This window comes from Novosphingobium sp. LASN5T (assembly GCF_003856955.1).
Taxonomy (GTDB): Bacteria; Pseudomonadota; Alphaproteobacteria; order Sphingomonadales; family Sphingomonadaceae; genus Novosphingobium.
Window position 1 is genome coordinate 57306 of sequence record NZ_RQSI01000022.1, and the last position, 18484, is coordinate 75789.

At 68.5% G+C, this 18484-nt stretch carries 13 protein-coding genes and 1 pseudogene; 9 read left to right on the plus strand and 5 right to left on the minus strand.

The features are described from left to right. The first annotated feature begins 194 nt into the window (after window positions 1–194). The 4 genes from EH199_RS15025 (at window position 195) to EH199_RS15040 (ending at window position 4854) form a co-directional block, all read left to right on the plus strand. Window positions 195–1166 carry a DUF4167 domain-containing protein gene (locus EH199_RS15025; RefSeq protein WP_124810113.1) on the plus strand — a complete coding sequence of 324 codons (972 nt, stop codon included), beginning with the start codon at window positions 195–197 and terminating at the stop codon, window positions 1164–1166. 81 nt (window positions 1167–1247) lie between these two features. Next, window positions 1248–2879, plus strand: coding sequence for an apolipoprotein N-acyltransferase (gene lnt / locus EH199_RS15030; protein WP_124810114.1), 1632 nt, complete (start codon window positions 1248–1250; stop codon window positions 2877–2879). Window positions 2880–2918: 39 nt separating this feature from the next. Continuing rightward, on the plus strand, window positions 2919–4124 hold the full coding sequence (metK, locus tag EH199_RS15035; protein ID WP_124810115.1) for a methionine adenosyltransferase: 1206 nt from the start codon (window positions 2919–2921) through the stop codon (window positions 4122–4124). Between the two features lie 151 nt (window positions 4125–4275). Next, on the plus strand, window positions 4276–4854 hold the full coding sequence (locus EH199_RS15040) for a lysozyme (protein WP_124810116.1): 579 nt from the start codon (window positions 4276–4278) through the stop codon (window positions 4852–4854). Window positions 4855–4864: 10 nt separating this feature from the next. On the opposite strand, the gene EH199_RS15045 is transcribed toward EH199_RS15040, so the two are convergent. Together EH199_RS15045 and EH199_RS15050 are read right to left on the minus strand one after the other, a co-directional pair. Continuing rightward, window positions 4865–6151 carry an acyl-CoA dehydrogenase family protein gene (locus EH199_RS15045; RefSeq protein WP_124810117.1) on the minus strand — a complete coding sequence of 429 codons (1287 nt, stop codon included), beginning with the start codon at window positions 6149–6151 and terminating at the stop codon, window positions 4865–4867. After that, the gene (locus EH199_RS15050) at window positions 6151–7533 is read right to left on the minus strand and encodes a phosphotransferase (RefSeq protein WP_124810118.1); all 1383 of its coding nucleotides are present in this window, start codon (window positions 7531–7533) and stop codon (window positions 6151–6153) included. The genes EH199_RS15045 and EH199_RS15050 overlap by 1 nt, the downstream gene beginning before the upstream one ends. Before the next feature lie 228 nt (window positions 7534–7761). Here EH199_RS15050 and EH199_RS15055 point away from each other — a divergent pair, with 228 nt between their 5' ends. Further along, window positions 7762–8727: a serine hydrolase gene (locus tag EH199_RS15055; RefSeq protein WP_124810119.1), complete on the plus strand. Its 966-nt coding sequence runs from the start codon at window positions 7762–7764 to the stop codon at window positions 8725–8727. Between the two features lie 294 nt (window positions 8728–9021). On the opposite strand, the gene EH199_RS15060 is transcribed toward EH199_RS15055, so the two are convergent. After that, window positions 9022–9219, minus strand: a complete 198-nt coding sequence (locus EH199_RS15060) for a hypothetical protein (protein WP_124810120.1) — start codon at window positions 9217–9219, stop codon at window positions 9022–9024. A 281-nt stretch (window positions 9220–9500) separates the two neighbouring features. Here EH199_RS15060 and polA point away from each other — a divergent pair, with 281 nt between their 5' ends. The 4 genes from polA to EH199_RS15080 all read left to right on the plus strand — a co-directional run bounded on the left by polA (window position 9501) and on the right by EH199_RS15080 (window position 16649). Then, the gene (polA, locus tag EH199_RS15065; RefSeq protein WP_124810121.1) at window positions 9501–12380 is read left to right on the plus strand and encodes a DNA polymerase I; all 2880 of its coding nucleotides are present in this window, start codon (window positions 9501–9503) and stop codon (window positions 12378–12380) included. Window positions 12381–12479: 99 nt separating this feature from the next. Then, on the plus strand, window positions 12480–14624 hold the full coding sequence (locus tag EH199_RS15070) for a bifunctional diguanylate cyclase/phosphodiesterase (protein ID WP_223806703.1): 2145 nt from the start codon (window positions 12480–12482) through the stop codon (window positions 14622–14624). A gap of 135 nt (window positions 14625–14759) precedes the next feature. Then, window positions 14760–16268, plus strand: a complete 1509-nt coding sequence (locus EH199_RS15075; protein WP_124810122.1) for a YifB family Mg chelatase-like AAA ATPase — start codon at window positions 14760–14762, stop codon at window positions 16266–16268. A 114-nt stretch (window positions 16269–16382) separates the two neighbouring features. Beyond that, window positions 16383–16649 carry a hypothetical protein gene (locus tag EH199_RS15080; RefSeq protein WP_124810123.1) on the plus strand — a complete coding sequence of 89 codons (267 nt, stop codon included), beginning with the start codon at window positions 16383–16385 and terminating at the stop codon, window positions 16647–16649. A 19-nt stretch (window positions 16650–16668) separates the two neighbouring features. On the opposite strand, the gene EH199_RS15085 is transcribed toward EH199_RS15080, so the two are convergent. Further along, window positions 16669–17415 carry a LytTR family DNA-binding domain-containing protein gene (locus EH199_RS15085; RefSeq protein ID WP_124810124.1) on the minus strand — a complete coding sequence of 249 codons (747 nt, stop codon included), beginning with the start codon at window positions 17413–17415 and terminating at the stop codon, window positions 16669–16671. A 33-nt stretch (window positions 17416–17448) separates the two neighbouring features. Continuing rightward, window positions 17449–18180 (minus strand): annotated as a pseudogene (locus EH199_RS15090) (sensor histidine kinase); the annotation flags it as partial. Window positions 18181–18484: the final 304 nt, after the last annotated feature.

Consider the following 18484-nt stretch of genomic DNA (forward strand, 5'->3'; position numbering starts at 1 on the left):
AGGCAGGGCGACGGATGAAGGCTTCCCGTCCCGGCCAGTTCCACCATTTGCAGGAAAGACCGGCCTTTCCGGGTCGGCCGAAAGCAGATGCTGGGTTCCACGTTCCGAAGGCCGGGACTGTGGCGGAGGGTTGTGCGGCATTCTGATTCAACGGACGTTGCAATGGGGCCGCCCCAAGCAAGGAAGTGCCTGAGTTGAATAACAATCGTGGTAACAACCGCCGGCGGGGTCGCGGTAACAACCGTGCTCAGGGTGGCGGTCAGCAGCTCAACCGCATTGACAGTCGCGCCCGGGGCAACGCCCCCCAGCTGCTTGAGAAGTATCGCAAGCTGGCGCAGGACGCGCACCTTAATGGCGACCGCGTTCAGGCCGAATACTATCTCCAGTTCGCCGATCACTACTTCCGTGTGATCGCCGACACCCGCGTCCGGCAGGAAGAACAGCGCCAGCGCGGCAACGGCGAACGCTGGCAGGAGCCGGAGGGCGACGACGATTCGCTCGATTTCAGCGTGGAAGGCGATTTCCCCGCGTTCGACCGCGCGCCTTCGCGCCGCGACGAGCAGCGCGAGTTCCGCGAACCGCGGGAACAGCGCGAGCCCCGTGACAGCCGGGAAGGCCGGGACAACCGCGAGAGCCGCGATAACCGGGACAGCCGGGACAGCCGGGACGGGCGCGACAATCGCGAACCGCGCCGCCGCTTTGAGCGCGAGACGGCGCAGCAGGACGAGGCCTCTTCCGCCGATGTGCAGCAGGCCGATCCGTTCCGCGTGGACGAGGGTGTTCGGGCCGATGAGGGCGAGCCGATGGCCGGCCCTTCCGACAACCCGTTCGTGCGCGATGCCCGCGCGGCGCGCGGCCTGCGCCCGCGTGGCGAACGCCGTGCCCAGCAGGAACAGCCCGCGGCGCAGCAGCCCGAGGAAGCGCCGGTGGCTGCCGAAGAACCGGCCGCCCGTCCGCGTGGCGAACGCCGTCCGCGCCGCGAACCGGCGGTGAAGAAGGCCGAGGCTGCGCCCACGTTCGACGCGGCGATCCTGCCGCCGGCGATCGGTGCGCGCAGCGAACCCGAGCTGCCCATCGAGGCTCCAGCGGCCGAGGACGCCGCCCCTGCGCCGAAGCGCCGTGGCCGTCCGCGCAAGAACCCCGCGCCGGAAGTCTCCGAAGCCTGATTACCGCAATCCCCGTGATCGGAATCCTACCGGCGGGGTGATTGCTTGCGGTCGCGCGTCGCGCTCGCCATAGCGGGCGCGATGACGCGTCGCTCCCCGATTCATCGCCCCCTGCCGGAATGGCCGGGCATCTGGTCGCACAGTCCGGCAGGCGCAGTGCTTGCCGGCGCGATCGCCGCCACCGGTTTCCAGCCGCTGGCACTGTGGCCGCTGGCGCTGGCCGGGCTGGCCTGGCTGATGCACCTGCTCGCCGGCGCGCGCAGCGCGCGGCACGCGGCTCTGCTGGGCTGGGCCTTCGGCGTCGGCCATTTCACGCTCGGCAACAACTGGATCGCCACGGCGTTCACGTACCAGGCGGAAATGCCGGCGTGGCTGGGCTGGATCGCGGTCGTGCTGCTCGCGCTCTACCTCGCCGTGTTTCCCGCGCTGGGCGCGCTGGCCGCGTGGTGGCTGTCGCGACGCTGGTTGGGACGGGGCGGGCGGGCGGCGCTGGTTCCGGCTTTCGCCGCGTGCTGGATCGTCAGCGAGTGGCTGCGCGGCTGGGCCTTCACCGGCTTTGCGTGGAATCCGCTGGGCATGATCGCGCTGGGCGGGTTCACGCGGCCGGGCTTGGCCATGGTGGCGCCGTGGACCGGGACGTACGCGCTTTCCGCCCTGGTGATCCTGCTGGCCGCGCAGTGGCTGTTCGCGGGCCGTGCTGTCGCCGCGGGGCGCTGGGTAGCGGCGGGTCTGCACGCCGCGCTGCCGGTGGTGCTGTTCCTGCTGCCGCTGCACGGCGGGGCGGAACAGGGCACGCTGCCCTTCACGCTGGTCCAGCCCAACACGCGGCAGGAAGACCTTAACGATCCGCGCACCTTCGAGGACCAGTTCCGCGTGACCGCCGGCCTCTCGCTCGCGCCCGATCCGCGCCGGACGCGGCTGGTGCTGTGGCCGGAATCGGGCGTGCCGGACTATCTGCGGCCGGGCTATGCCCGCCGCTGGTACGAAGAGACGACCTATGCCGCCGACCCCGCGCTGGCGCGCGCGCGGATCGGGCGCGTGATTGGCGCGCGCGGGTTGCTCCTGACCGGCGCGGCCGATCTGGTCTTCACGCGGGGCAAGGTGACCGGTGCCTACAACGTGGTGACCGCGCTCGATGGCGCCGGCGCGATCCGGGGCAGCTATGCCAAGGCGCATCTGGTGCCCTATGGCGAATACCTGCCGATGCGGGAGCTGCTGGAGCCGATCGGCCTGTCGCGGCTGGTGGCGGGCAGTGTCGATTTCCTGGCCGGCCCCGGCCCGCGCACGGTCGATTTCGGCCCGGTGGCGGATGGCGGATGGGGCAAGGCGGGCTTCCAGATCTGCTACGAGATCATCTTTTCCGGCCACGTGATCGATCGCGGCAACCGCCCCGATTACCTGTTCAACCCCACCAACGACGGCTGGTTCGGAAGCTGGGGGCCGCCGCAGCATCTGGCGCAGGCGCGGATGCGCGCGATCGAGGAAGGCATGCCGGTGCTGCGCGCCACTACCACCGGCATCAGCGCGGTGATCGATGCCGACGGGGCGGTGCGCCAGTTCCTGCCATCGCACCATGCCGGGAGGCTCGACGGTTTTGTGCCGCCCGTCCACCCGCCCACTCTGTTCGCGCGGATGGGTAACCTGCTCCCGCTTTGCTGGGCCGGAGTTCTTCTTTGCATCGCGCTGGTTGCCAGCCGCCGCCGGTGGCGCTAGACGCACACACATAAAGAAACCTTTATATCGGATGGTGCAATGCGCGGCGATTACCTGTTTACTTCCGAAAGCGTCTCCGAAGGCCATCCCGACAAGGTGTCGGACCAGATCAGCGACGCCATCGTCGACCTGTTCCTGTCCAAGGACCCGGAAGCGCGCATCGCCTGCGAAACGCTGACCACCACACAGCTGGTCGTGCTTGCCGGCGAGATCCGCTGCAAGGGCGTCTATGAAGATGGCGCCTGGGCGCCGGGCGCGCAGGCGGAGATCGAGAAGACCGTGCGCGATACGGTGAAGCGGATCGGTTATGAGCAGGACGGCTTCCACTGGGAAAAGTTCGAGTTCATCAACCGCCTGCACGGCCAGTCGGCCCACATCGCGCAGGGCGTAGACGCCGCTGACAACAAGGACGAAGGCGCCGGCGACCAGGGCATCATGTTCGGCTATGCCACCGACGAGACGCCCGACCTGATGCCGGCGACGCTCTACTACAGCCACAAGATCCTGGAACGCATGGCCGCCGACCGCCATTCGGGCGCGGCGCCGTTCCTGGAACCCGACGCCAAGAGCCAGGTCACGCTGCGCTACGAAGGCTCGCTGCCGGTCGCCGCGACGGCGGTCGTCGTCTCGACCCAGCACGCGCCGGGCTATGACGAGGGCGACAAGGAAGCCGAACTGCACGCCTATGTGAAGCGGGTGATCGCCGAGGTGATCCCGCCGGTGCTGCTGCGCGAGACGGTGTACTACATCAACCCGACCGGCTCGTTCGAGATCGGTGGCCCCGATGGCGACGCCGGCCTGACCGGGCGCAAGATCATCGTCGATACCTATGGCGGCGCCAGCCCGCACGGCGGCGGCGCGTTCTCGGGCAAGGACCCGACCAAGGTCGACCGTTCGGCGGCCTACATCACTCGCTACCTTGCCAAGAACGTGGTCGCGGCGGGCCTTGCCACGCGCTGCACGATCCAGATCGCCTATGCCATCGGCGTGTCCGAACCGCTCTCGCTCTATGTCGACACGCACGACACGGGCACCGTGGGCGACGACCGGATCGAACAGGCGATCAAGGGCATCGCCAAGCTGGGCGGTCTGACTCCGCGCGCGATCCGCACGCATCTGGGTCTCAACAAGCCGATCTATCAGCCCACCGCCGCCTATGGCCACTTCGGGCGCAAGGCCGAGGGCGATTTCTTCCCGTGGGAACGGCTCGATCTGGTGGACGACCTGAAGGCCGCCTTCGCCTGAGCGGATAACGCCACAGCACGGATAGCGGACGGCCCGCTCCCTTTCCGGGGGCGGGCCGTTCCCTTTTTCCGGCGCGGCGTGATGGGTTGCAATTGCGCTGTCCTACACGGGCCGTCCTGCGCCATGAGCCTGGCTTTTGGCGGAACGAGCCATGCGCGACCTGACCCCCCGGATTGTCCTTGAACTGATCGCCCACGAAGGCGTGGCGCGCGAAGCCTATCGCGACAGCGTGGGCGTGTGGACCTGGAGCGTGGGGATCACCCAGGCTTCGGGGCACGCGGTCTTTCCGCGCTATAAGGACAATCCGCAGCCGCTGGAGCGCTGCCTGGCGGTGTTGCTGTGGTTGCTGCGGACGAAATACCTGCCGGCGGTGCTGGCGGCGTTCGGCGCGCTGGAGCTGACCGAGCCGCAGCTGGGCGCCGCGCTTTCGTTCCACTGGAACACCGGGGCGATCGCGCGGGCTGGCTGGGTCCGCCGCTTCGTGGCCGGCGATGCGCCGGGCGCCCGCGCCGCCATGCTGGACTGGGCGCGCCCGGCCGCGCTGCTGCCGCGCCGCCAGCGGGAAGAGGCGCTGTTCTTCGACGGCGTGTGGACCGCCGACGGCACCGCGCTGGTCTATGACGTGGCCAAGCCCGCCTACCGCCCGGCCGGGGCGAAACGCATCGCGATCACGCCGGTGATCGCGCGGCTGTTCGCCGGGGAGCCGCGCGAGACCGCCACCCCGGCGTGATGGAGGGGCCTCAGCCGAACTGGCCCTTGCGCGGCCCCATGTAGCCGAACAGATAGCCTCCCACCTTGCGCATCTGGATTTCCTCGGCCCCTTCGGTGATGCGATAGCGGCGGTGGTGGCGGAAGATGTGTTCGAACGGTTTGTGCCGCGAATAGCCGATGCCGCCGTGGACCTGCATCGCGCGGTCCGCCGCTTCGCACACCAGCCGGTTCGCCCAGTAGTTGCACATCGAGACCTTGTCGGACAGCTCGCGCTCGATCTGGCGGTGCTCCATCCGGTCCATCTGCCACGCGGTCTTGCGGATCAGCAGGCGCAGCATCTCGCACTGGGTGGCAAGCTCCACCAGCGGGAACTGGATGGCCTGGTTGCGGGCGAGATCCTCGCCGAACGGCTTGCGTTCACGCGCGTAGCGGACCGCTTCCTCGACGCAGAACGTGGCCGCGCCCAATGAGGAGGCGGCCTGGCGGATGCGGTTCTGGTGGACGAAGCTCTGCGCGATGGCGAGGCCGCCGTCGACCGGTCCCAGCACCGCGCTATCGGGCACCCAGACATTGGTGAACGACACGCGCGGGTGATCGGTGGGCATGTTGAAGGTCCACAGGTATTCCTCGATCACCAGCCCGTCGGCGGGATTGGGCACGAGGAAGCAGGTGATGCCCTTGGCTTCCCCGTCCTGCCCGCTGGTGCGCGCGAACGTGGCGCAATGTGTGGCGACGTGCATCCCGGTGGTCCACATCTTCTCGCCATCGATGCGCCAGCCGGGCACGCCATCGCGCGTTTCGCGCACCGCGCGGGTTTCCATGTGGGTGGCGTCGGACCCGTGCTCCGGCTCGGTCAGGCCGAAGGCCACGCGGCGGCGGCGTTCGAACCCGCCGAAGATGAATTCCTGCTGCTGTTCGGGCGTGCCGAAGTGTTCGAACATGGCGACGAACGGGAAATTGCCGACGATCGAGTGCTCGTTCTGGAGATCGTTGTGCAGGCCCAGCCCCTTGGCGGCGAAGTGTTCGCGGATGACCGCCATCCACAGGTTGGAGCCGTCCTTGCCGCCATACTTCTTCGGCGCGGAAAAGCGCCAGTGGCCGGCGGCGTCGGCGCGGCGGGTGGCCTCGGTCAGCAGCTCCTCCCATTCGTGGCGAGGCAAGCCGCCGTTCTCGAAATCGGTGCGCGCCCATTCGCGGCGATGGTCGAAGAAGCGGATATTGTCGTCCGCTTGCTCCAGAGGCCGGATCTCGGCATCGATGAAGGCGTCGAGTTCGGCAAGGTAGGCGACCAGATCGGCCGGGAGATCGAAATCCATCAGCATTGCTCCCATTGCGCGCGGGCCGGGGCCAGCGCCGGATATTTCGGCATGTCGGCGGCGAGCCGGTCGAGCGCGGCGCGGCGCAGGCGCGCGAGCAGCCCCGGCGTGGCGAGCGTGGCGCGTCCGGCCAGCACATCGTCGGCCAGCGCGCGATCCGCCGGATCGGGGCGCCCGGCCAGTTCGCGCTGGACGATGCCCAGCGCGTTGCGCGCGACGGCCAGATCGAACCGGTCGCGCCCGTCCAGCCTGGGCTTGACTGCTTCGCCCAGCCATTCGGAAATCGCGGTGAGGATTTCGGCCGCGCTCGCCTCGCCAGCGGAACCGGCGGCGGGCGGAGGGGGAGGTGGCAGCGCGCGCGCACGTTCGGCTTCGGGCGCGCCTTCTTCGAGCAGCAGCAGCAAGTCGAGCTCCTGCTCGCTGGTGCGGCGTGATATGACGACGCGCTCCAGCGAACGGTCGGTGCGCGCGCGCCAGGATTGCGCCATCGCCATGCAGCCGAGCGCCCACCACACGGTGCGATAGACCAGCCAGAAGCGGAAGCGCACGGGATCGACGCTTTCCCCACCGGCGGCGCGGTAGGCGGCGAAATAGTGCTCCAGCGCGGCCAGGCCGAAGGCGGGGCGGTCGAGCCGGCCAAAGCGCCACACCGCCATGCAGCCATAGGCAAGGTCCTCGTGGCTGTCGCCCAGGTGCGCCAGCTCCCAGTCCAGCACCCCGGCGAGGTGGCCCTGATCGACCAGGATATTGCCCAGCCGCAGATCGCCGTGGACCACGCGCGGCGGGCATGGCGGCGGAAGGTTGGCGCGCAGCCAGGCAAGGCCGAGCGCGATCACCGGGCGGTCGCCGCCGGCCTGTTCGAACTGCGCGGCCAACCCTTCCACGCCTTCGGCGGGATCGAGCCGGGGCAGGAAGCCGAGCGGCGCGGTATCGAGCCGGTGAATCGCGGCGAGCGCACCCGCGATCTCGTCTATCAACCCGTCCGCCGCCTGGGCGAGAATGTCCGGCGGGCTGGCGGTGCCGGGCAGGCAGCGCATGATGAAGCCGATGCCGAAACCGTCTTCCGGTGTCAGCTCGGCGACGATTTCCGGCGCGGGCACACCGCCGGCATGGGCATGGCGGACCAGCGCGGCCTCTCCGTCCATGTGCGGCGCGCGGGTGGCGAGCCATTCCGCCGAAGGCGCGCGGCGCAGCACGAATCGTTCTTCGCCCTGCGGCCCCGCGCAGCCGAACAGCCAGCTTTCCATATTGGCGCCGCCCGACAGGCGTTGCGGTGAAACGATCGTGCCGGCCAGCCCCGCCCGCGCCATGACGGCCCCGAGCCGCGCGACGAAATCGGCCGCGGCGCTTCCGGCTTCATCGTCGGAATCCGTGCCTGCCATTCGCCCTCTCCATCGCCCGGTTCGTGCCGGACGGGAGCATTATCTTAATCGATCGATTAAAGTCCAGCGGGAACCGCCGATTGCCAACTATTGCCGTTTTGCCGCGCCAAACGCCGACCAGCCGGGCGAGAGAGGCGACGGACCGTTTTGAAACGATCTTCGCCTAACATTTGCAATAAGTTAGATTCCAGTAACGATGGGTAAATCGGGTCGGGGCATAACGGTCACATGAAGAGTCGCTTCACCAAGCTTCTGGCCGCCGCTGCGCTTGCCTTGCCGGCGCTGGGCGCCACGCCGGCGGTCCAGTCACGTCCGCCCGTCACGCTGCAGGATCAGCGTGACATCATCATCCAGCAGCAGATCGCCGCGATCGCCTCGCAAAGCCGGGGCCGGATCGGCGTGGCTGCGATGGACCTCGATGGTGGCGGGCAGATATTCCTCAATGGCGACATGCCGTTCCCCATGGCCAGCACCGCCAAGATCGCGGTGGCGGCCACGTTCCTCGAAGGCGTGGAGCAGGGGCGTTTCCGCCTCGATCAGCGTTTCCCGATGATGCTGTCGGTGGCCGAACGCGCCGGCGCGCGCAGCCCCATCGCTCCGGTGCGCGCCGGGCCGGTGATGACCGCGCAGGAACTCATGGAACTCATGATTACGCGCAGCAACAACCAGGCGACCGACGGGATCATCGCCGCGATCGGCGGCATCGCCCCGGTCAACCAGTGGTTGACGCGCAAGGGCATCGTCGGCCAGCGGCTCGACCACACGATGGCGACGCTGGTGCGCGACGATGGCAAGGTCAACCCGGCGACGGTGATCGATACCCGCACCAGCAGCACACCGCGCGCCATGCTGGCGCTGCTGGCCGCGATCGACCGCGGCGGTGCGCTCAATCCCGAAAGCCGCGCGGTCCTGCTCGATACGATGACGCGCACCAGCACCGGCCGCAACCGCATCCGCGCTGGCCTCCCCGAAGGGACGCTGGTGGCGCACAAGACCGGCACGCTGGCAGGCGTGACCGACGACGTCGGCATCGTGCGGCTGCCCGATGGGCGCCATCTGGCCATGGTGGTGTTCGTGGCGGGGCCGGAGGGTCATGCCCCGCAGTCGGCGCTGATCGCGCAGGTCGCGCGCGTTCTGTACGATGGCTATAGCCAGCCGCTGGGCCGTTCGCTGCAGGAAGTCGCGCGCCGCTGAGGCATCGCACCGCGAAACAAGGGAGGCGTCGCGCAAGCGGCGCCTTTTTTGTTGGCGGTCATGGCGTTTGCTGCCCACCCCCAGCCCCTGCCGCGAGCGGGAGGGGAGAATAAGGGGCAGCCCCTCCCGTATGCGGGAGCGGGAGCGAGACTTGCGCTGCCGCAGGCGGCGTTAGTCGCAGCGGGGTGGGTTGTTCATGCTCCGCGTCCGCGCGCGATTCAGATCGCCAAAGAGAAAGGGGCGCGGCCGCAAGGCCACGCCCCTCTATCTGTATCCTGCCCTTGCGGGCGGGGATTACATCTTCGCGGCTTCGCTCGCTTCAGCCGAGGCGTCAGCAGCCGGAGCGCTGGCTTCAGCCGAGGCGTCAGCAGCGACGTCCGACGATTCAACAGCGGCTTCGGTGGCGGCTTCGGTAGCTTCCGGAGCCTTTTCGCCGCAGCCGGCGAGGGTGAAAGCGGTGCCGGCGACAGCGGCGAGGATGAGCTTGCGCATGCGTTACAATCCCTGGATTGAAGTGAACCGCGCCGGGCAAGCAGCCCGCCGCAAAGCCTACTCGTGGGGTAGACTTCGGGACCTCAATTAATCGGCAATTCATTCCCTTGCAAGCATAAGACGAACATGAAATGCCTTTCACCGTGCATCGCGCGGAGGAGGAAGGCTTTTTTCGTCGGTAGCGTGTGCGATAGTCCGCCCTGTACAAGCGGTGAGCCGTTCCCTCCGCAACCGGCCTCCTGCACCTTCCGTTCCGCCGCGCAAGCGGGTACACCGCCGCGATGGACGGCACCAACAGTTCCCGGCAGCATCTCTATCTGGTCGATGGCTCGGCCTACATCTTCCGCGCCTATCACCGCCTGCCCCCGCTCACCAACCCGCAGGGCGTGCCGGTCGGCGCGGTCTATGGCTACACCACGATGCTGTGGAAGCTGGCCGATGATCTCCACAAGGCGGACGGGCCGACCCACCTGGGCGTGATTCTCGACAAGGGCTCGATCTCGTTCCGCAATGATCTGTACGAGGCCTACAAGGCCAACCGCCCGCCCCCGCCCGAGGATCTGGTGCCGCAGTTCCCGCTGATCCGCGATGCCACGCGCGCGTTCAGCCTGCCCTGCATCGAGGAGGCCGGGCTGGAAGCGGACGACCTGATCGCGTCCTATGCCCGCGCCGCGGCCGCGCGCGGGTGGGACGTGACGATCGTTTCCTCCGACAAGGACCTGATGCAGCTGGTCGGCACCGCCGCCAACGGCGCGCGGATCGACATGCTGGACACGATGAAGAACCAGCGGATCGACGTGCCCGAAGTGATCGAGAAATTCGGCGTGCCGCCGGAGAAGGTGGGCGATGTCCTCGCGCTGATGGGCGATGCGGTGGACAACGTGCCCGGCATTCGCGGCATCGGCCCCAAGACCGCGTCGAAGCTGATCCAGGAGCATGGCGATCTCGAATCCGCGCTGACCGCCGCGCCGGCGATGAAAGCCGGCAAGCTGCGCGAAAGCCTGATCGAACAGGCGCCGATGGCGCGGCTTTCGCGCGAATTGGTGGCGCTGAAGGAAGATTGCGACCTGCCGCTGCCGCTCGACGATTTCACGCTGGGCGCGATTCCGCCCGATCCGCTGGCGGCGTTCCTGGGCGAACACGGCTTCACCAGCCTGTTGCGCAAGCTGGGCGTGGGCGCGCTGGCCCCCGTGTCCGCCGCGCCGATCACCGGGGAAGGCGCGGGGGCCGGAGGCGTGGCGCCGGTGCAGCCCGAAAGCGCGAACCGGCAGCCGCTGCCCGAATGGCCCGCGCCCGATCTGGGCCGCTATGCCTGCGTCCAGTCGATCGGCGAACTGGAGCAATGGATCGCCCGCGCGTTCGAGGCCCGCGTGGTGGCGATCGACACCGAGACCAGCGCGCTCGATGCGATGGCGGCGGATCTGGTGGGGGTGAGCCTGGCGCTTGGCCCCAACGATGCCTGCTATATCCCGCTGGGCCACGGCGGCACCGACATGTTCGCGGAAAAGCCGGTGCAGGTGGACCGGAACGCGGCGCTGGCCGCGCTCAAGCCGCTGCTGGAAAGCGACGCGGTGCTGAAAGTGGGCCAGAACATCAAGTACGACCTCACCATCCTCGCGCGCGCGGGGGAGGCGGCCGGAGAAGCGGTCGGCGGCATCGCGGTTGCGCCGATCGACGATACCATGGTGATGAGCTTCTGCCTCGATGCCGGGCGCAGCGAAACCGGCCTGGCCGGGCACGGCATGGACGAGTTGTCGGAAAGGCACCTCGGCCACGCCACGATGAAGTTCAAGGACCTGTGCGGCACCGGCAAGAAGGCGATCTCGTTTTCCGAAGTGCCGCTGGCCGATGCCACGCGCTATGCTGCGGAAGACGCGGACGTCACCTGGCGGCTCCACCGCCTGTTCCAGCCTCGCCTGTCCGACGAGGGCGGCACGCGCATCTATCAGCGCGTGGACCGGCCGCTGATTCCGGTGGTGGCGATGATGGAGCGCAACGGTATCCGCGTCGACCGCGAGCGGCTGGCCGCGCTCTCGGCCGAGTTTGCCGCCCGCATCGCCGAACTGGAAACCGTGATCCACGCCAAGGCGGGCGGCCCGTTCACGATCGGCAGCCCCAAGCAGCTTGGCGAGGTGCTGTTCGACCGGCTGGGCTACAAGGGCGGCAAGAAGGGCAAGACCGGGCAGTATTCGACCGACCAGTCCGTGCTGGAAGGGCTGGCCGCGCAGGGCGCCGAAGTGGCGACGCTGGTGCTCGAATGGCGCCAGCTGTCCAAGCTCAAGTCGACCTACACCGAAGCGCTGCAGGCCGCGATCAATCCGGTGACCGGCCGCGTCCACACCAGCTACAGCCTGGTCGGCGCGCAGACCGGACGGCTTTCGTCGAACGAGCCGAATCTCCAGAATATCCCGATCCGCACCGAGATCGGCCGCCAGATCCGCGAGGCGTTCGTGGCGGAGCCGGGCAATGTGCTGCTGGCGGCCGACTATTCGCAGATCGAACTGCGGCTGGCCGCGCACATCGCCGACGTGCCGGCGCTCCGCGATGCCTTCGCGGCGGGCGAAGACATCCACGCGCGCACCGCGACCGAGATGTTCGGCCATGTCGACCGCGACACGCGCGGGCGCGCCAAGACGATCAACTTCGCGATTCTCTATGGCATCAGCCGGTGGGGCCTGGCCGGCCGGCTCGGCACCTCGGCCGAAGAGGCGCAGGCGATGATCGATCGCTATTTCGAGCGCTTCCCCGGCATCCAGCGCTATATCCACGAGACGCTGGAGAGCGTGCGCGAGCGCGGCTATTCGGAAACCCTGTTCGGCCGCAAGACCTGGTTCCCGCGCATCAATTCCAAGAACCAGGCCGAGCGGCAGGGTAGCGAGCGCGCGGCGATCAACGCGCCGATCCAGGGCACCAGCGCCGACATCATCAAGCGGGCCATGGCGCGCATGATGCCCGCGCTGGAGGAGGCTGGGCTAGGTGGCGTCCGTATGCTGCTGCAGGTGCACGACGAACTGGTGTTCGAGGTGCCGGAAGGCGATGTCGAGGCGGCCAAGCCGGTGATCGAGCGGGTCATGGCGGGCGCTGCGGAACCCGCTGTAAAACTTTCGGTTCCGCTGGGCGTCGAGATCGGCACCGGCGCCAGTTGGGGCGCGGCGCACTGATCGCGGTAACGGTCTGCAAGTGCTTGTTGCAATGCGAAAATAATTAACCACTTCGGACTATTTTCCTGCTCCGGGCGCAACGGGCCGAAGGGGCGGCGAATGGACGCGATGGGTGGTTTCCCAGCAAACGACTGGGGTGACGGCGACGAGGGTGGCGGACAGGAGGTTTGGGAAGCCGGCCTCCTGCTTGATGCCACCCGCGCCGTTGCCGCCGCCGAGGAAGCCGCGCGACAGGCCGAGCAGCGGTTCCGCGAGGCGCTGGACGCGCTTCCGCAGGGCATCGTCTTTCTCGATGCCGAAGGGCGCTACATCCACTGGAACGAGGAATACGCGCGCATCTATCACCGGTCTGCCGACCTGTTCCGGCGCGGGGCGCGGCTGGTCGACACGCTGCGCGAAGGCATTGCCCGGGGCGACTATCCCGAAGCGCACGGGCGCGAGGAGGAATGGCTGGCCGACCGGCTCGACCGGCTGGAACACGCGGCCGATCGCCACGAACAATGGCTGTCCGACGGCCGCTGCATCATGATCGAGGAGCGCAAGACCAGCGATGGCGGCACCATCGGCCTGCGCGTGGACATCACCGAGATGAAGCAGCGCGAGGAATCGTTTCGCCTGCTGTTCGAAAGCAATCCGGTGCCCCTGCTGGTCTATGATCCGGCGGAGGACGCGATCGTTTCGGCCAACGCCGCCGCCGCCGACCACTTCGGCTATGACCTTGCCGAACTGGCGGGGCTGCCGGCGGAACGCCTGTTCGCGGCCGAGGAATGGAGTGAGGCGCAGCGCCTGCTGGCGACGACTGGATCGCAGAAGGATCGCTTCTGGCGTCAGCTGCGCAAGGACGGGCAGGAACTCGAATCGGTCCTGTTCACGCGGCAGTCGATGCTCGATGGCCGGCTGGCCACGATCGCCTCGGTCTTCGACGTGACCGAGCGGCGCAAGGTGGAGGCACGCATCGCGCACATGGCGCGGCATGACGAGCTGACCGGCCTTGCCAACCGCGCGCACTGCCGCGAGCGGCTGCGCGATCTGCTGACCGGGGTGCGCCAGAACGGCCGGTCGGTGACCGTCGCGCTGATCGATCTCGATCACTTCAAGCCGATCAACGACACGTTCGGCCATCTCGTCGGCGATGCTCTGTTGGCGGAGGCGGCGCGGCGCATGGCCAGCCTGGTGCCCGACGATGGCCTGCTGTGCCGGATCGGCGGCGACGAATTCGCGGTGATCTTCGAAAGGCAGTCGCGCACGACGGTCGATTACGTCGCCAAGGCGATCATCACCGCGATGAAGGAGACTTTCAGCGTCAGCGGCTGTTCGCTGCATATCGGCGCCACGATCGGCATGGCATCGGCACCCGACGATACCGCCAACCCGGAAACGCTGCTGCGCTACGCCGATCTGGCCCTCTATGCCGCCAAGGCCGACCGGCGGGGCACGATGCGCCGCTTCGTGCGCGACATGGACGTCGCCGCGCAGGAAAAGAGCTTGCTGGAGGCCGATTTCCGCAAGGCGATCCGGCTGGGCGAACTGGCGGTCCACTATCAGCCGCTGATCGATCTCGCGACCGGCGAGGTCGAATGCTACGAGGCGCTGGTGCGCTGGCACCACCCCGTGCGCGGCATGGTGATGCCCGACGCGTTCATCGGCCTGGCCGAGGAAATCGGCCTGATCGACGTGGTCGGCCAGTTTGTGCTGCAGAGTGCCTGCCGCGAGGCGATGATGTGGCCCGCGCACGTCAAGCTGGCGGTCAATGTCTCGCCCATCCAGTTCCGTTCGCCCAACCTGCTGGGCATCGTGGTGCAGGCGCTGTCGTCGGCGGGCATGGACCCGCGGCGGCTGGAGCTGGAAATCACCGAAGCCGTCCTGATGGAAAAGGGGCCGCAGGTTTCCGGCATGATCGCATCGATCCGCGCGCTGGGCGTGGGCATATCGATGGACGATTTCGGCACCGGCTACAGCTCGCTCAGCTATCTGCTGAGCTACCCCTTCACCAAGATCAAGATCGACAAGTCCTTCGTGCGCGACTTGCATCAGGAGCCCAATTCGCAGGCGGTGGTGCGCGCGATCATCGGTCTGGGCCACAGCCTGGGCCTGACCGTCACCGCCGAAGGCATCGAGGAGGAAACGGTGCTGGATTACCTGCGTGGCGAAGGATGTGCGCAGGGGCAGGGCTACCTGATCGGCCGGGCGCGGCCCGCGAACGAACTGGGCATGACGCGCGCGATCGCGAAAGACGCGGGCTGACTCACCCGGCGGGGCGGACAGGCATAACTGGGTCCGATTTGGCTGTGTCGGCCGCTGGCGTCTTGGCATCGCCATGGCGCTCCGCAATGCTTCCCGCCCGGCCACGCGGTGCCGTTGGGAAGCGACGGAGGACCGATGGTCGCGCTGGTTTCGACAGTGGCCTATCTGGGGCTGGACGCCCGCGCGGTGGAAGTCCAGTGCCAGATCGCGCCGGGCCTGCCCGCGTTCCGGCTGGTCGGCCTGCCCGACAAGGCGGTGGGCGAAAGCCGCGAACGGGTGCAGTCCGCGCTCGCCGCATTGGGGCTGGCGCTGCCGCCCAAGCGCATCACCATCAACCTTTCACCGGCCGACCTGCCCAAGGAAGGCTCGCATTACGACCTGCCGGTTGCGCTGGCGCTGCTGGCGGCGATGGGCGTGGTCGATCGCGAACAGATCGCGGACTATCTGGCCGTGGGCGAACTGGCGCTGGACGGGCGGATCATCGCCAGCCCCGGAGTACTTCTGGCGGCGCTTCATGCCAGCGGGGCGGACAAGGGCCTGATCTGCCCCGCCGCGCAAGGCACCGAGGCGCGCTGGGCCAGCGGGATCGACGTGATCGCCGCGCCCAACCTCGTCTCGCTCCTCAACCACCTGAAAGGCACGCAGCGCTTGCCCCCGCCTACGCCGGGCGAGGCCGATCCGCCGCGCCGCATGGCGGACCTGCGGCAGGTGAAAGGCCAGGAAACCGCCAAGCGCGCGCTGGAGATCGCGGCGGCGGGCGGGCACAACCTGCTGATGATCGGCCCGCCGGGCGCGGGCAAATCGCTGATGGCATCGTGCCTGCCCGGCATCCTGCCCGAACTGACGCCGGCCGAGGCGCTGGAAGTCTCGATGGTCGCTTCGGTCGCCGGGCTGCTGGAGGACGGGCGGATCAGCCGCGCGCGCCCGTTCCGCTGCCCGCACCATTCCGCCTCCATGGCGGCGCTGACCGGCGGGGGCCTGCGCGTGCGGCCGGGCGAGGTCAGCCTGGCGCACCTGGGCGTGCTGTTCCTTGACGAACTGCCCGAATTCCAGCGCGCGGTGCTCGATTCGCTGCGGCAGCCGCTGGAAGCGGGCGAAGTCTCGGTGGCGCGGGCCAATGCCCATGTCACCTTCCCCGCGCGCGTGCAGCTGGTCGCGGCGATGAACCCGTGCCGCTGCGGCCATCTCGGCGATCCGGCGCTGGGCTGCAGCCGCGCGCCGAAATGCGCGGCGGACTACCAGTCCAAGGTGTCCGGCCCGCTGCTCGACCGGATCGACCTGCATGTCGAGGTCGATCCGGTGTCCGCGGCCGATCTCGCCTTGCCGCCGCCGGCGGAAGGATCGGACGAGGTGGCCGCCCGCGTGGCCGGCGCACGCGCGATCCAGACGGCACGACTGGCGGGCAGCGGACGGCGCAACAATGCCGAGCTCGATGGCGAGTTGCTCGATCGTTACGCCACGCCGGACGAGCCGGGCCGCAGGCTGCTGTTGCAGGCGGCGGAAGCGATGCGCCTGTCGGCGCGGGGCTATACCCGGATGCTGCGTGTGGCGCGCACGATCGCCGATCTCGGCGGCTCGGAGACGGTCGGCCGCGTCCACGTCGCCGAAGCGCTCAGTTATCGCCGCATGGCGCCGCGCGCGTGACGTCTTGAAGCTGGACGATCGTCCGAATTTGCGGCAACTCTCCTCTCGCTGGCGATTGTCCGGAGGAGCGGCAGGGTGCGCGGATTGGGACGAAACGGGATTCGGGCATCGCTGATGGCGGCTCTGGCGATCGCGCCGCTCGCCCTGTGGTCCGGCCCCGTCGGCGCGCAGGAGGACCATTCGGGCCTCACCCGCGAAACCTACCGCAAGACCTGCCTGCTCTGCCACAGCAAGGCCGCGCCCGAGGGCGTGGCGCCATGGATCCTCGAAGGGCTGCGCCCTGTACCGGGATTGAAGCCCGCCGATGCCATGCCGGGCGTCACCTGCTGGCGCCGCTGCGAGATTTGCAAGGGCCGGCATGTGCCGGAAGCGAAACGCTGAGAATCCCGGACGCCGGGGATCAGCGCCCCGCCATCGCCTTGGCCTTGGCCAGATAGGTGCGTCCGATCCGGAGCGGCGTGCCATCCGCCAGTTCCGCCGACCAGACGCCAAGGCCATCGTGCCGCAACCCGTTGATCCGGTCCCGTCGCACGATCGTCGAGCGGTGCAGGCGGATGAAGCGATCGGGATCGAGCCGATTTTCCAGGCCCTGGATCGTGTGCAGCATCAGGTAGCTGCGTGGCCCCACGTGCAGCCGCACATAGTCGCGCTCGGCATCGATGCGCTCGATGTCGGCGGCGGCGACGCGGACCAGTTCGGAGCGGTGCGGCACCCAGAATTCCTCGATCCAGTCACCCTTGGACGGAGCGGCGGCCGATGGTTCCGTGGTGGGGGTGGCGGCTCCATTGGCGATCCGGGCCAGCGCGCGCTCGATCGCGCGTTCCAGCCGGTCCTGCGCCACAGGCTTTAGCACATAGTCCACCGCATCGAGGTCGAAGGCTTCCACGGCGAAGTGATCGTGCGCGGTCACGAAGATCACCGCCGGTCGCTGCGCCTGGCCGGAAAGCTGGCGCGCCACCGAAAGGCCGTCCACTTCGGGCATCGTCATGTCGAGCAGGATCAGGTCGGGCGTTAGCGCCTCGACCAGCCGCAGTGCCGCCGCGCCATCGCTGGCGGTGCCGACCACGGTGATCGCGGGCAGGCGCGAACAGAGGATCTGCATCCGTTCCACCGCCAGCGGCTCGTCGTCCACGATCAGCGTTCGCATACCGTTTCCTCCCGTCTGTTCTTCCATGCCCGTTCAGCAGTTCCCGCCGTCCACGCGGGGGATGGTGAGCACCGTGGCATAGCCCCCCGCCGGCAGCGGGCCGCTATCGACATGCGCGAAATCGCCGAAACGCGCGGCCAGCCGGTTGCGCACGTTGGCAAGGCCAATGCCGGTGCCACCGTTTCCGCTGGCCTTGCCCGGCCCGTCGTCGGCCACGGTCAGCACCAGCAGCCCGTCGGCCTCGCGCGCGCTGATGCGGATGGTGACCGGCCGCGTGGTGGCGGAGACGGCATATTTGATCGAGTTTTCGACCAGCGGCTGCAGGATCATGCCGGGGACGCAGGCTTGGGCAAGGTTTTCCGGCACGTCGAATTCGGTACGCAGCCGGTCGGGAAAGCGCACCGCCTCGATTTCGAGGTAGTGGCGCTGCAGCGCGATCTCGTCGGCCAGCGGCACGTCCGACGTGGGATCGGCGGCCAGGCTGTGGCGGTAGAAGCTGGAGATCGTCTGGATCATCCGTTCGGCCTGTTCGCCGCGCCCTGTCATGACCAGCGCGGACAGCGAATTGAGCGTGTTGAACAGGAAATGCGGGTTCACCTGATAGCGCAGCGAGCGCAGCTCCGCGGCCTTGGCGGCGCGGCGGTATTCGCCCTCGCGCCATTCGGCGGCGCGCGCCATCTCGCCATTGCCGAGCGCGAGGTAGAGCGCGGCCCAGGCGATCAGCAGGAAATAACGGCCCAGCGCGACATCGGTGAGCTGCCGCCACAGTCCTTCCTCGTGCATCGCGTTGCGCACGATGGCGAATTCATAGGGTTCGGCGCTGGCGCTTGCGGAAGGCGGCGCAGACGGCTGTGGCGGAGGAGCGACAGCCGAGGCGGCAGCGGCGGGAGAAGCAGACGCGAAGGGAGAAGGGCTGGTGGCAGGTGCTGTCCGCGTTGCAGACGCATGGGGTTTGTGCGTGGGCGCTGCCGGGCGGTTCGTGGCGGTGGGCGTGGGCGATGGCTTGCTGGCGGGCGCGGATGCCGCCCGCGTGGGAGCCGGCGGCGCGGGCGGCGCCGGCATCGCGGCG